General features: G+C 55.2%; 13 protein-coding genes. 10 read left to right on the forward strand and 3 right to left on the reverse strand.

All coding sequences use genetic code 11. The annotated features are described in order from the left end of the window. Nucleotides 1–7 precede the first annotated feature (7 nt). Nucleotides 8–1,141, reverse strand: a complete 1,134-nt coding sequence (locus EI185_RS15820) for a cytochrome-c peroxidase (protein ID WP_124706116.1) — start codon at nt 1,139–1,141, stop codon at nt 8–10. A 178-nt stretch (nt 1,142–1,319) separates the two neighbouring features. Between EI185_RS15820 and rdgB the strand changes: the two genes are divergently transcribed. Continuing rightward, nucleotides 1,320–1,910 carry an RdgB/HAM1 family non-canonical purine NTP pyrophosphatase gene (gene rdgB / locus EI185_RS15825; protein ID WP_124706117.1) on the forward strand — a complete coding sequence of 197 codons (591 nt, stop codon included), beginning with the start codon at nt 1,320–1,322 and terminating at the stop codon, nt 1,908–1,910. A 20-nt stretch (nt 1,911–1,930) separates the two neighbouring features. On the opposite strand, the gene EI185_RS15830 is transcribed toward rdgB, so the two are convergent. Continuing rightward, complete coding sequence (locus EI185_RS15830; RefSeq protein WP_124706118.1) at nt 1,931–3,154, reverse strand: cyclic di-GMP phosphodiesterase; 1,224 nt, start codon at nt 3,152–3,154, stop codon at nt 1,931–1,933. 138 nt (nt 3,155–3,292) lie between these two features. Between EI185_RS15830 and hemW the strand changes: the two genes are divergently transcribed. The 9 genes from hemW to EI185_RS15870 all read left to right on the forward strand — a co-directional run bounded on the left by hemW (nt 3,293) and on the right by EI185_RS15870 (nt 14,035). After that, nucleotides 3,293–4,459, forward strand: a complete 1,167-nt coding sequence (gene hemW / locus EI185_RS15835; RefSeq protein ID WP_223247890.1) for a radical SAM family heme chaperone HemW — start codon at nt 3,293–3,295, stop codon at nt 4,457–4,459. Then, entirely contained in the window at nt 4,456–5,088 is a 633-nt protein-coding gene (locus EI185_RS15840; protein ID WP_124706120.1) for a DUF2238 domain-containing protein, read from the forward strand. The genes hemW and EI185_RS15840 overlap by 4 nt, the downstream gene beginning before the upstream one ends. Before the next feature lie 196 nt (nt 5,089–5,284). Next, nucleotides 5,285–5,752, forward strand: a complete 468-nt coding sequence (locus EI185_RS15845) for a methyltransferase family protein (RefSeq protein WP_124706121.1) — start codon at nt 5,285–5,287, stop codon at nt 5,750–5,752. Nucleotides 5,753–5,839: 87 nt separating this feature from the next. After that, nucleotides 5,840–6,475 (forward strand): GTP cyclohydrolase I FolE, encoded by a 636-nt coding sequence (folE, locus tag EI185_RS15850; protein ID WP_124706122.1) that lies wholly within the window; start codon nt 5,840–5,842, stop codon nt 6,473–6,475. A 424-nt stretch (nt 6,476–6,899) separates the two neighbouring features. Further along, nucleotides 6,900–8,222, forward strand: a complete 1,323-nt coding sequence (gene dgt, locus EI185_RS15855; RefSeq protein WP_223247892.1) for a dGTP triphosphohydrolase — start codon at nt 6,900–6,902, stop codon at nt 8,220–8,222. Beyond that, the gene (locus EI185_RS18490; RefSeq protein ID WP_442267874.1) at nt 8,206–8,832 is read left to right on the forward strand and encodes a primase 1D-like protein; all 627 of its coding nucleotides are present in this window, start codon (nt 8,206–8,208) and stop codon (nt 8,830–8,832) included. The genes dgt and EI185_RS18490 overlap by 17 nt, the downstream gene beginning before the upstream one ends. Before the next feature lie 488 nt (nt 8,833–9,320). Continuing rightward, nucleotides 9,321–11,240: a PrkA family serine protein kinase gene (locus EI185_RS15860; RefSeq protein WP_124706124.1), complete on the forward strand. Its 1,920-nt coding sequence runs from the start codon at nt 9,321–9,323 to the stop codon at nt 11,238–11,240. Between the two features lie 13 nt (nt 11,241–11,253). Continuing rightward, nucleotides 11,254–12,519, forward strand: a complete 1,266-nt coding sequence (locus tag EI185_RS15865) for a YeaH/YhbH family protein (protein WP_124706125.1) — start codon at nt 11,254–11,256, stop codon at nt 12,517–12,519. Between the two features lies 1 nt (nt 12,520). Further along, complete coding sequence (locus tag EI185_RS15870) at nt 12,521–14,035, forward strand: SpoVR family protein (protein ID WP_124706126.1); 1,515 nt, start codon at nt 12,521–12,523, stop codon at nt 14,033–14,035. Nucleotides 14,036–14,050: 15 nt separating this feature from the next. On the opposite strand, the gene EI185_RS18255 is transcribed toward EI185_RS15870, so the two are convergent. Then, on the reverse strand, nt 14,051–14,283 hold a 233-nt coding region (locus tag EI185_RS18255), incomplete at its 5' end, for a hypothetical protein (RefSeq protein ID WP_223247891.1).

Genomic DNA, 14,283 nt, shown 5'->3' on the forward strand with positions numbered 1-14,283 from the left:
TGTCCCCCTATTTTTTAGCCGTTTTGACTGATTTTGCGTATTCCGGACTGGTCAGCGCTCCCATAAAAGCGACTAAATCCGATATCTGCCGTTCGCTCAAATTCAACGGCCGGATGCCTCCGCTCAGGAAATCATTGACCCGATCGCCCTTCTTGGTCACCCCACCGTTGTTGTAGTGGACGACCACTTCCTTCAGGGTCTTCAGGCTGCCGTCATGCATATACGGCGCGGTCATGGCGATATTGCGCAACGTCGAAGTTTTGAACGAACCCATGTCGTCCAATGCATCCGTCACCGCAAAACGCCCCAGATTCGAAGTTTTCGGGTCGCTCAGCACGGCTTTGTCCACGTTTCCGCCTTGCGTCTTGGCTTTCAGGAATGTGTCCGCCAGGCGCGCCACATCTTTCTGCATCTGGTTAATGCCTATGCCGATATTGTGAAAACGGTTATCGGTGAACAGCGCCTGATCTTGTTCCACGGTATGGCAGGAAACGCAACGACCCTGGCCCATAAATACCTGGAAGCCACGGATCTGCGCAGGAGTCATGGCTTTCTTGTCGCCGCCGAAATAGTAGTGGTCGAAGGGCGAATCCCCTGCAACGATAGTGCGTTCGAAACTGGCGATGGCTTTTTTCACCTCCTCCATCGTCAGCTGATCTCCGCTCTTGTCGAATACCGCTTTAAACGCCTTCACGTATTCCGGATCGGTTCGGATGAGCTTAAGTACTGGCTGGTGGTTAGGAAGTCCCATTTCTACCGGATTCACCATGGGATCCTTGGATTGCTCTTCCAGGCTTGGTTCTCGCCCATCCCAGAACAGCTTATGAAAATAAGCTGCGTTAACCACGGTCGGGGCGTTGCGTGTGCCCTTGAGCTTGTTGATGCCCTGCGAAACTCGCAGCGGACTGTCGGTAAAAGTTTTTTTGGCATCGTGGCAGGTGGCGCAACTCACCTGCCCGGTAGAACTGAACCGCTTATCGTGGAATAATTTACCACCCAGCTTGATTTTCTCCGGACTCTGCGGATTGTCCGCAGGAATGGGGACAGGTGGCAGGCCCAGCGGCGCAGCCATCGCTGTCAGGGAAATCGATGTTGCTGCGAGCGTCCATACACCAAACAAATAGCCTTTCATAATCCTCATAACCAGCTACTCCTTTACCTGACGTGGTCAAAACGTAAAATGAGGCTCCGAAAAAACATGATGGAAAATTTATATGACAAAGATGTTAAACGAGGGAAAAGAACTGAACCAAGTACAGCAGCTAGACTCAATATAGGATATAAAAAAAATAAATCAAATACTGGAGATTTTTTCTAGCATGCAAAAACTCATCATCGCCAGCAACAATCCCGGCAAGCTGCGCGAAATCAGCCGCATTCTCGCCCCGCTGGGGTTTGAAGCCGTGCCGCAATCCGCCTACAACGTGCCTGAAGCGGAAGAACCCTATGTCACCTTTGTTGAAAACTGCATCGCCAAGGCGCGCCATGCCGCGCATCTCACCGGTCTCCCGGCGCTGGCCGACGATTCCGGCATCTGCGTGGATGCCCTTGGGGGCGCACCTGGCGTGTATTCTGCACGCTACGCCGGCGAACCCAAATCCGACCAGCGCAATAATGAAAAACTGATTGCCGCGCTCGCTGGACAAAGCAACCGGCAGGCTCATTATTACTGCGTGATTGTCTATCTGCGTCACGCGGATGATCCGCAACCGCTCATAGCCGAAGGCAGCTGGCACGGCGAAATCATCGACACGCCGCGCGGCGATGGTGGCTTCGGTTATGACCCTTACTTTTTGGTGCCCGCATTAGGCAAGACAGGTGCCGAATTGGCACCTGATGAAAAAAACACGATCAGTCACCGCGGGAAGGCGCTGCTGCAACTGGTGGACAAACTACGTTCCGGTCAATGATGCGGGCAATCCGCCAACCATCACACCTTTAAACCGGTCAGTTCATCCAGATCAAAGCCCCATTTCCCCGAGTCTTCCAGATTGGCGATAATCTCCGGCGATCTGGACAAATCGATCAATTCCGGTTTGATATGCGCATTCGAACGGGTTGAGAAGAACACCTTGATCACCGGCGCAAGCAAGCTTTTTTCAGACTGCTCCAACACCACACCCAGACGCCCGGACTTGAGTTTGACCAGAGTACCCGCCGGATAGATGCCCACTGTTTTGACGAATGCGCGGAAAACAGCCTCGTCAAAACGGCCATCTTTCCATTCGGTCATTTTGCGGATCGCCTCCCCGGGTGCCCAGCCCACCTTGTAACAGCGCTCCGACGTAATCGCGTCATAGACATCGCACACTGCGCCCATACGCGCATACAGACTCAATGCCTCACCGGAAAGCCCATCTGGGTAGCCTGTTCCAACCACGGTCTCGTGATGATGTAAACACACGTCCAGTGCTATATCGTTCACATTAGGACAACTTTTGAGCATCTCCCAGCCCTGTTTCGGGTGCGCTTTGACGATCAGAAACTCTTCGTCCGTCAAACGACCGGGCTTGTTCAATATCTCGCCAGGAATAGCCATCTTGCCCACATCGTGCAACAAACCCGCCATCCCCACTTCTTTCAGAACTGCGTCTTCCAGACCCATCTGGCGACCCAGAGCAATCATCAGGGCGCATACTGCAACCGAGTGCAAATAAGTGTAATTGTCAGCATTTTTCAGGCGTGCGAGGCTTAACAATGCATCGGAGTTACGCGCAATCGACTGGTTGATTTCCTCCACCAGCGCTCCCACCTCTTCCAGCTTGATGGCATTTCCCATGCGCGCCTCGCCAAACATGGAGGTGACGGCCTGTGCCGCCTTGGTGTGCACCTTCCTGGCGCGCACCAGTTCATCCTGCAAGGATGCTCTCAGCGGTGCTTTTTCTTTTGTACTCTTGGCCAGCAGCTGGAATGTATTATCGACGCGCGCTTTTTCGGTTTCGGTGGTAACCGTCGGGACAATCGCTTCTACATCCAGTCCCTTGCTGATATCGATCCATACTTCCTTGACGCCACACTGCTTGAGCGTATTGAAATCCGCATCTTCGGAAAGCGGGAATGATTTCTTCCAGAACGGATGATCCATCCAGCTGCCGCAGATTTCGTGAATGAACATCCCCAGACGCGCATCCCGTATATTGATTTTTTTTAGCATAATCGGTTATCGGCAAAACTTTGACTGACTTTAACAAACCGGGAATAAATACTGCAACGCATTGATTCCACGATTAATGCGCAAAGTTTACGCCTAACACTCATGGCCTCGTTGCGCATCGGCGGTACAATCCCGCCCATGACTGCCCTCCCGTTAGAATTCCGCCTCACTGCATTACCGCCGCTGGCACTGTATATCCACATTCCATGGTGCATCAAAAAATGCCCGTATTGCGACTTCAATTCGCATACGCTGCGCGATGCGTTGCCGGAGGCGCGCTATATCGAAGCGCTCACGCGCGACCTGGAATCGGCACTGCCGCTGATCTGGGGGCGCGGTATCCATTCCATCTTTTTCGGTGGCGGCACGCCCAGCCTGTTTTCAGCCGAGGCGATCGACGCCATTCTCAGCATGGTACGCACGCTGACCCGGCTCGATCACTTTGCCGAGATCACTTTGGAAGCCAACCCCGGTACGGTGGAGGCGGAGAAATTCGCGGGTTTCAAGGCAGCAGGGGTGAACCGGCTATCGCTCGGCGTGCAGAGTTTTGACCCGGGCCACTTGCGCGCGCTGGGACGCATCCATGACGACCGGGAAGCGCATCGCGCGGTGGAGATTGCCGCCTCCACGTTCGAGAATTTCAACCTCGACTTGATGTATGCGCTGCCCGGGCAAACCCTGCAACAGGCCAAGCGCGATGTGGAGACGGCACTGGGCTATGCACCGCCGCACCTGTCGTGCTACCACCTCACGCTGGAGCCGAACACGCCGTTTCACGCCGCGCCGCCGCCGTTGCCGGACGATGATTTATCCGCCGACATGCAGATGATGGTGGAAACCACCCTGGCGAGTGCCGGCTATCTGCACTACGAAACCTCTGCCTTCGCCCGGCCGCAGCACCAGTGCCGCCACAACCTGAATTACTGGCGGTTTGGCGACTATCTCGGCATCGGCGCCGGGGCGCACGGCAAACTGTCGTTCCACGACCGCATCGTTCGCCAGATGCGCCACAAACATCCGCGCGAATATATGGAACACGCACTGGCGGGCAATCCGATACAGAGCGAACAAGCGGTCGCGCGTGCCGATCTGCCGTTTGAATTCATGATGAATGCGCTGCGCCTCACCGATGGCTTTGACACGGCGCTGTTCACCGAGCGCACCGGACTGCCGATTACCGCCGCGCAAACCGCGCTGGACGAGGCTGAGCGGCGCGGGTTGATTGTTCGCGACCATGTGCGCATCGTGCCAACCCAGACCGGGCGGCGTTTTCTCAACGACCTGCTGGGCTTGTTCCTGCCATGAATACCGCCGTGACACCGTTGCAGGCCGGACTGCTGTTCGCCACGCTGGGCATACTGGCATGGTCGGGAATTCATCCGCACGATTATTTCACCTGGCTGCTGGAAGTCATACCGGTGCTGATCGCACTGCCGCTGCTGATAGCCACGCGCAAGGCTTTTCCGCTCACGCCTCTGGTCTATGTGCTGATTGCGTTGCACTGCGCGATTCTGATGGTGGGCGGGCATTACACCTATGCTGAGGTGCCGCTGTTCAACTGGCTGCGCGACACCTTTGACCTCGCGCGCAATCACTATGACCGCGTCGGACATTTTGCGCAGGGCCTGGTACCGGCGCTGGTGACACGGGAAATCCTGCTGCGGCGCACGCCCTTGCAACGCGGCAAGATGCTGTTCTTTCTGGTGGTGTGCGTGTGCCTCGCCATCAGCGCGACCTATGAGCTGATCGAATGGGGCGTGGCCGAAGCCAGCGGCAGCGATGCGGTGGCTTTTCTCGCCACCCAGGGCGATATTTGGGATACGCAAAAGGATATGGCCTTCGCATTGCTGGGCAGCATCCTTGGACAGCTGGGTTTCGCGCGCCTGCATGACCGCCAGTTGCGCGCCTTGACAGATACATATCGGTCGATATGATGCATCCAATGCGCAGTAACGTGCGCAAAATAGCGGCGAAATCTGCGCCCACACGGTCTGTAATGCCGCCGCACCGCTCATGATTGCGAGCATGAAGACTGCACGGACGTAGCCCAAAACCATCAAGTCTGCCGCCACACTGCGTCAATGTGGCGCCAGCTGATTTCCCACATCAATATGCTGAAAGCCTGACACCATGACCGATCCCATTCAGCGTCCGCGCACTCTGGCACCTCCGCCGCTGGTTTATGCAGTGGGGCTGATCGCGTCATGGTGGCTGGAACATCGCTTCCCGCTGGGTTTTGGCGTTACCCCGCTGTTGCATATACTGGGCTGGGCCGGTGTAGGACTGGGCGGCGCACTGATGCTGTGGGCAGCGTTCACCATCTGGCGCCATCACACCACGGTAAACCCCTACAAGGGCGCATCCGAGCTGGTGACCAGCGGCCCTTTCGCATTCTCGCGCAATCCGATTTATCTGGCCGACGTGGTGATTTACCTGGGCGTGATGCTGCTCATCGGCAGTTTTTGGCCGCTGGTGTTCGCGCCGCTGGTATGGGTCATCATGCGCTACGGAGTAATTGCCCACGAAGAGGTTCACCTGCGCGCCAAATTCGGCGCATCCTATAACGATTACTGCGCCCGAGTGCGGCGCTGGATTTAATCTCATCGCCATGCGTCGCTGTAAAACAGCAAACCGCGAGACACCGCCATAGACTTTGCTTCTCAAGTGGCTAACAAGGACAAAGACATGGACAACCACAGTTGCGATCACGATCCCGCCGGGCACCCCATTCCAGGCAGCATCGGCATTCCGCGTCAGGGCGAATTCAACCCGGCTGCGTTCGAGCAGGCCATCACCGATTTGCTACGCGCGTGCGGGGTCAACCCGGACAGCACCCACACCGGAAAAACCGCACAACGCGTACGCGAGCTATGGCAAAAACGCCTGCTCGGCGGCTATGCGATTGACCCCGCTGAAGCGCTGGGCGAAGGCTTCGAAGACAGCCGCCAGGACATGGTAGTGGTGCGCGGCATCGCCATCCACGGCGTCTGCCCGCACCACCTCGTGCCGTTCCGCGGCGTCGCGCACGTGGCCTATATCCCCGGCGGACGCCTGCATGGCTTCGGCCGCATCGCAAGGCTGGTCGATGCCATCGGCCACCGCTTCACCTACCAGGAATGGATGACGCGCGACATCGCCGAGGCGCTGATGACCCACGGCAAAGCGCTGGGCGCAGCGTGCATCATCGAAGCCGAACAGCTTTGCCTGTTGCTGGGCGAAGACCGGCGCGGCGACGAGCGCGTGGTGACACAGGCGTTTACCGGCTGTTTTGACACCAGCCACCAGACGCGCAACGAGTTTTTACGCGCGTTGCGGGGGTAAAATGTTTTCGGAATTTAGTGTGGGAAGCTCGGGGTTGGGCAGCAACTATTGTTATGAGAATTTAGTTTTGAAACGAAGGGGCTAGGGCTGCTAACGACCCTGTAAACCTTCAGAAAATGCTAGAAACCTTGGTCTGTCGCCAATGCTGTTCACTTCGGGATAAGCTTCACGATAGGGAAGAATGGTGAAGAGATGTGAGTGAGATGCACCTTATCAAGACCTCGAAGTTTGTAATCTATGCCTTACTGGTCGGGTTAGTTAAATTCCAGCAAACGTCACGATCGAATATCGGTATATTAAAAGGGGATAATAGCCATGACAAAAAAAAAGAAGTGCATCAAGTAAACCTTCACTATCAGTCCCTAACTACATTAGTTCATGGCGCAGACGTGATAGTGAAGCCACAGGTGCAAAAGAGCGCAACATCCTAGACCAAGCCCAAAGCGACCGAGCTCGCGTGATCTTTTCTTCGTCATTCCGTCGTCTTGCCCATAAGACCCAAGTATTCGCCCTTGAATCGGCCGAGGTCAGAAACAGGATGACGCACTCATTGGAAGTCGCGCACGTTGGAATCTACATCGTAGAGATGGTTTTCAAGCTCCTGAAGAACAACTCGTTAACAGAACTTAACGTCAAGCAGTGGCGTAGCTTAGACGAGGAGCATCGGAATGCAATTTGCACGTTTGTTGAAACAGCGTGCCTCGTCCATGATCTCGGGAACCCTCCATTTGGGCATTTCGGAGAGAAAGCAATTCGAAGTTGGTTTAACAGCAACAAAGAAAAAACTTGGTTCAAAACCGCGACTAGTGTGCCGCGAAGCAAAAGGGACTTTCTCCACTTCGATGGAAACATGCAGGGCTTTAGGATACTCACGCGCCTTCAACGAAACCTCAACGACCCTTATGGTTTAAATCTGACTGCCACGCAACTCGCTACAGCAATCAAGTACCCAAAATTCAACCCGAAGAAACCCGAAAAGTGCGGATTCTTTGAGTCAGAGGCCGCAATAAAGAAAGAAATTTGGGCCAAGCTTGGCTTGGATGATGAGTCGCGGCACCCTTGCTCACTACTGATGGAAGCAGCGGATGATGTGGCTTACTGCGTCAGCGACTTAGAGGACGCATCCGAGAAGGGTCTTTTGACTGAAATGGATCTAAGTCAAGCTTTCAACAAGAACAAATTCTCGGTGGATAATGGAGATATAACCCGAGCTAGAACTGACTTTACCAATCGCATTGTTCAAAAAGCTGCTGAGAGTTTTATTGATCGTCTTCAAAATAGCAAACATTGCGCCACGCCTCCATTGCTTGAGGCCTATGCAGATCTGGACAGACAGAAAAAGGTTTCACGCGAAAGGGTTTATTCTTCCCGCCTTGTCTTGGCGAATGAAGTGACTGGATTTGCTGTGATCCCCGGTTTGCTAGATCACTTTATTCGTCTCTTCGAAATGAAAGAAAGGGACTTCAGAATTCTTGCTGAGACATACGTTAAACGCGAATCCTTTTATGTGGGAGACGTAAGTAAAGTAGCCGCCAATTACACGGAGGAACTGGGTCTGCTGTCACTTCTTTCGAGGAAACACCTAAGCGTCTACATCGAGACTGTGAAAGACGATAAAAACAAATTCCCAGAAATGTTCCACCGCTTACATCTAATATTAGATTTGATAGCTGGGATGACTGATCACTACGCATTAGACACTTATAGACTAGTGAGCGGACAGGTTCTTTATGGCCACAGACATTAACCATAACCTTCATCCACTAGGGTTCCTAGGAGAGTTGCGAGCCCGAGCCGGAGAGAACATTGTTCTAAATTTTAGTAAATACAGTTATCGCCGAAGAGAACGGCGAGACGAGAGAGTGTCTTTTGCGGTGCCAATTTGCGAGGTGACCCCCAAATGGCTGCTTAGTCAGTTAAAGGGTCTCCAGCCATATCAGGAACTCGCGATTGAGTCGCGAGTTCAGGTGAACGGCCTTCGCAGGCACATTCCAATGTTAGATTTCCACGGAATGAGAAAGGGACAACTGCTTGCCATTATGGAAGTTTTTCCTGATTACTATGCGGAAGGCATGCAGGTTTACTTCTCAGGTCGCTCATTTCACGCGTACTTCCCGCACCTTCTCACTTCGCGACAGTGGGTGAAGTTCATGGGCTCTGCGCTGTTGTGCAATACACCGTCGTCAGATGTAATTGATCAACGTTGGGTCGGACATAGGTTGATCGGTGGGTACGCAGCTCTGCGTTGGAGCAATAATACCCCTCAGCACTCTCACTATCCGACCCGAATTGATTTGAAGATGTTGGATCTACCATTCTCGGAGAAGTCCAAGCTTCTTCATGTGGGTCGATCGTAGTTCGAACGGGATAGAGCACTATCAATCATCAGATATGGCCAGGAACCGACGCAGTATCCACCGAACGACTGGTGTTGGCCGAAACCGGACCGACCTTCCGGCTACGTTCCATAACAAATTCCGAATACTCAAAACGCCCCGCTCAGCGTGGTGTTTTGTCCAGTCCAATTCAGGCATATTTTGACGCGCTGCGCGCGCAACAGCAGTCAGCCTTCTGCCGAAAAATCAGCGTAATTGGCGAGCTTGCCGAGTAGTGCCTGCACTGGATTGCAGCACGATCGCCACGCATGCACCCGCTTGAATCAAGTTTTGCCCTTTCCTTACGCCGCGCACCTTATCAGTGCGCAATGTCTATACTGGGTTCATGCAAGTGTCATGCAATGGCACCAATTGCCCTCAATCCAGTCCAATATCTGACGTTATTGATTTGGCATGCGCCTTGCTCGAGTCAGTGCAGTACCCGATTGTTCATCAATTAGGAGTTCGTTATGGGTTTATTCAATCAGTACATCGAACGTTACCGCCGCGAGGAAGAGGAATACTCGCTGGAGGAATTCCTGGATATATGCAAACAGGATCCGTCCGCCTACGCCAGTGCTGCGGAACGCATGCTGGCGGCCATCGGCGAGGCGGAACTGCTCGATACCCGCCAGAACCCGCGCATGTCGCGCATTTTTTCCAACAAGGTCATCAAGGTCTATCCGGCATTCAAGGATTTCTATGGCATGGAGGAAACGATAGAGCAGATCGTGTCCTATTTCCGCCACGCCGCGCAGGGGCTGGAAGAACGCAAGCAGATTCTGTATCTGCTGGGGCCGGTGGGCGGGGGTAAATCGTCACTGGCGGAAAAACTCAAACACCTGATGGAAAAAGCACCGTTCTACGCCATCAAGGGTTCGCCGGTGAACGATTCGCCGCTGTCGCTGTTTGCTGCGGACGAGGATGGCGATATTCTGGAGCAGGAATACGGTATTGCACGCCGCTATCTGGGCAAGGTGCTGTCGCCGTGGGCGGTCAAGCGCCTGCACGAATACAACGGGGACATCACAAAATTCCGCGTGGTCAAGCGCTGGCCTTCGGTACTGGGGCAAATGGGGATTTCCAAGACCGAACCGGGCGACGAAAATAATCAGGATATTTCCTCGCTGGTGGGTAAGGTCGATATCCGTAAGCTGGAAAAATATTCGCAGGATGACGTCGATGCCTACAGCTTTTCCGGTGGACTATGTCTGTCCAACCAGGGGTTGATGGAATTCGTCGAGATGTTCAAGGCGCCGATCAAGGTGCTGCACCCGCTGCTGACTGCCACGCAGGAAGGCAACTACAAGGGCACCGAGGGCTTCGGCGCGATCCCGTTCGACGGCGTGATACTGGCGCACAGCAACGAGTCGGAGTGGACGACGTTCCGCAACAACAAGAACAACGAAGCGTTTCTCGACCGTATCTATATCGTTAAGGTGCCGTATTGCCTGCGCGTGTCCGAGGAGGTAAAAATTTACGAGAAGCTGATGCAGCACAGCTCGTTGTCGGAAGCGCCGTGCGCCCCCGGCACGCTGGAAATGCTGGCGCGGTTTTCGGTGCTCACGCGGCTGAAAGAGCCGGAAAACTCCAGCATCTATTCCAAGATGCGCATCTATGATGGCGACAACCTCAAGGACACCGACCCCAAGGCCAAGAGCTATCAGGAATACCGCGATTTTGCCGGGGTGGACGAGGGCATGACCGGAATTTCCACGCGCTTCGCGTTCAAGATTCTGTCGCGCGTGTTCAACTTCGACCACACCGAGGTCGCTGCCAACCCGGTACATCTGCTCTACATACTGGAACAGCAGATCGAGCAGGAGCAATTTGCACCCGAAGTGGAACAACGTTACGTCGCCTACCTGAAAGAATTTTTGTCGCCGCATTACGCCGAGTACATCGAGAAGGAATTGCAGACGGCCTATCTCGAGTCCTATTCGGAATATGGTCAGAATATCTTCGACCGTTACGTGACCTACGCCGACATGTGGATCCAGGATCAGGAATACCGCGACCCGGACACCGGCGAAAGCCTTGACCGCGGCCAGCTCAACGCGGAGCTGGAAAAAATCGAGAAGGCTGCCAGCATCGCCAATCCGAAGGACTTCCGCCATGAGGTGGTCAACTTCGTACTGCGTGCGCGCGCCCAGAATCACGGCAAGAACCCGGCCTGGACCAGCTATGAAAAGCTGCGCGTGGTGATCGAGAAACGCATGTTCTCCAGCACCGAAGACCTGCTGCCGGTGATTTCCTTCAACGCCAAGGCGTCCAGCGAAGAGCAGAAAAAGCATCACGACTTCGTCCAGCGCATGGTGACCAAAGGTTACACTGACAAGCAGGTGCGCTTGCTGGCCGAATGGTATCTGCGCGCCCGTAAAACCTCATGATGGAATTGTTGCCATGAGCCAGCTCGTCGATCGCCGCCTGTCCGGCAAAAACCGCAGCGCCGTCAACCGCCAGCGCTTTCTGCGCCGTTTCAAGGTGCAGATACGCGAAGCTGTGAAGCAGGCGGTTTCCAGCCGCAAGGTGGCTGATCTGGCGCGCGGGGAGAAGATTTCCATACCTGCCAAAGGCATGTCCGAGCCGGCATTCCATCACGGCCCGGGCGGCCGCCGCAACATCGTCCATCCCGGCAACCGTGAGTTCGTGCGCGGCGACAAGGCAGATCGCCCCCCCAGCGGCGGCGGAGGTGGGGGCGGCGGCAGCGCCTCGGAAGACGCCGAAGGCATGGACGATTTTGTGTTCGAACTGTCGCGTGAAGAATTCATGGACTATTTCTTCCAGGATCTGGCGCTGCCGGACATGGTAAAGAAACAGCTCGCCGCCGTGCCCGAGGTGAAACGCACACGCGCCGGTTTCGTCAGTCAGGGCAACCCGTCCAGTCTGCACGTGGTGCGCTCCATGAAACAGGCCATCGGCAGGCGTATGGCGATGTCATCCAGCCCGCGCGAAGCTCTGCGCGAAGCCGAAGAAGCGTTGCAGCAACTGCTGGATCAAGGCCGCGACGCCAGCCCTGAAGCCGACGCCCTGCGTGAGGAAATAGTCAGTCTCAAGGCACGCATTGCCGCCGTGCCTTTCATCGATACCTGGGACTTGCGCTATGCCAACCGGGTAGACAAACCCACGCCGAGCAGTCAGGCCGCGATGTTCTGCCTGATGGATGTATCCGGCTCAATGGACGAAAACCGCAAAAATATCGCCAAGCGCTTTTTCATGCTGCTCTACCTGTTCCTTACCAAAAGCTACGAGCGCATCGATCTGGTGTTCATTCGCCACCACACGACGGCCAAAGAGGTCGATGAGGAGGATTTCTTTTCTTCGCGGGAATCCGGCGGCACAGTGGTATCGAGCGCGCTGGTGCTGATGCGCGACATCATCCGCGAGCGTTATCCTACAGCCAACTGGAACATCTACGCCGCGCAGGCGTCGGATGGCGACAACTGGGAAAACGATTCGCCGCGCTGCCGGGAACTGCTGGTGCAGGACATTCTGCCCCTGGCGCAGTATTTCGCTTACGTCGAAATCGAAACCGAACAGCCGCAAAGCCTGTGGCGTGAATACGCTCAGGTCAGTGCAGCCAGCCGCCGCTTTGCCATGCAGCGTATCCTCACACTGGAAGACATCTACCCGGTATTTCGTGAACTGTTCAGGAAAAAGGTGGCCTGAGATGACCGATACAAAGCCCGTCGCCGAACGCCGGCCTTTGTCCGAAGGTTCCGAATGGACCTTCGAACTGCTCGACACCTACGACCGTGAGATCGGCCTGGCCGCCGCGCACTACGGACTGGACACCTACCCGCGCCAGATCGAGGTCATCACCTCCGAACAGATGATCGACGCCTACGCCTCGGTCGGCATGCCGGTCGGCTATCACCACTGGTCCTACGGCAAAGGCTTTTTGTCCACGCAAAAAAGCTACCAGCGCGGCCAGATGGGGCTGGCCTACGAAATCGTCATCAATTCCAGCCCGTGCATCGCCTACCTGATGGAAGAAAACACCATGACCATGCAGGCGCTGGTGATCGCGCATGCCGCCTATGGCCACAATTCGTTTTTCAAGGGCAATTACCTGTTCCGCACCTGGACCGACGCCGAGGGCATCCTCGACTACCTGGTATTCGCGCGCAATTTTATCGCCGAATGCGAGCAGCGCCACGGCGAAGAAGCCGTCGAAGACATGCTCGACTCGTGCCACGCCCTGATGAACTATGGTGTAGACCGTTACAAGCGCCCGACCCGGCTCTCCATGGCCAAGGAACAGGCGCGCCTGATCGAGCGCGAAACCTACCTGCAGTCCCAGGTCAACGACCTGTGGCGCACCCTGCCCACCCGGAGGCCCGAAGGTGAACGGCGCAAGACCAGCCGCTTTCCTGCCGAGCCGCAAGAAAATCTGCTGTACTTCATCGAAAAAAACGCCCCGCGTCTCGAACCATGGCAGCGCGAAATCGTCCGGATCGTCAGGAAGATCGCCCAGTATTTCTACCCCCAACGCCAGACCCAGGTGATGAACGAAGGCTGGGCTACGTTCTGGCACTACACCCTGTTAAATCACCTGTACGACGCGGGAAAGCTCACCGATGGCTTCATGATGGAATTCCTGCAAAGCCACACCAATGTGGTTTACCAGCCGCCGTTTCACAGCCGCGCCTACAGTGGCATCAACCCTTACGCTCTGGGGTTTTCGATGTTTCAGGACATTCGCCGCATATGCGAACACCCCACCGACGAAGACCGCCACTGGTTCCCGGAACTGGCCGGTAGCGACTGGAAGCAGTCGCTTGATTTCGCCATGCGCAACTTCAAGGACGAAAGCTTCATCGCCCAGTACCTGTCGCCCAAACTCATCCGCGACTTCAAACTATTCGCCGTGTGCGACGACGACAGCGAAGACAAGCTCGAAATCAGCGCCATCCATGACGACGCCGGCTATCGCGCGGTGCGCCAGCGCCTGGCCGAACAATACAACCTCGGCAACCGTGAACCCAACATCCAGGTCTACAACGTCGACGCCTACGGTGACCGCGCCCTGACCTTGCGCCACTACATGCACGATCGCCGCCCGCTCGGCGACACCACCCCGGAAATGCTGCGCCACATAGCGCGCCTGTGGGGCTACAACGTGCGGATGGAAAGCGTGGATCAGGACGGAATAGCTACCACCGTGGGACTGTGCGAAGTTTGAACCTGAAAAAATCAGTTAGCCACAGAGAACACAGAGTTCACAGAGGCAACGGGGTTCGCAGGGATGGGTGGCTTGTCGCCCAACTCGCAAAAACCATTGGTTGCCGTAAATATTGGCTTCACCCATCAGGTGAATCGGAAAAATAGGTGGAAACCGCGAGGGTGTAAATAATTTTGTGTAAACGGTCATTAGGCAGGAGACTGCCACCTCCAAAGGAAAACCATGACCAAACGCAAAGTAGTACAGCC

Source organism: Sulfuriferula multivorans (genome assembly GCF_003851125.1).
In the GTDB taxonomy this organism is placed as follows: Bacteria; Pseudomonadota; Gammaproteobacteria; order Burkholderiales; family Sulfuriferulaceae; genus Sulfuriferula; species Sulfuriferula multivorans.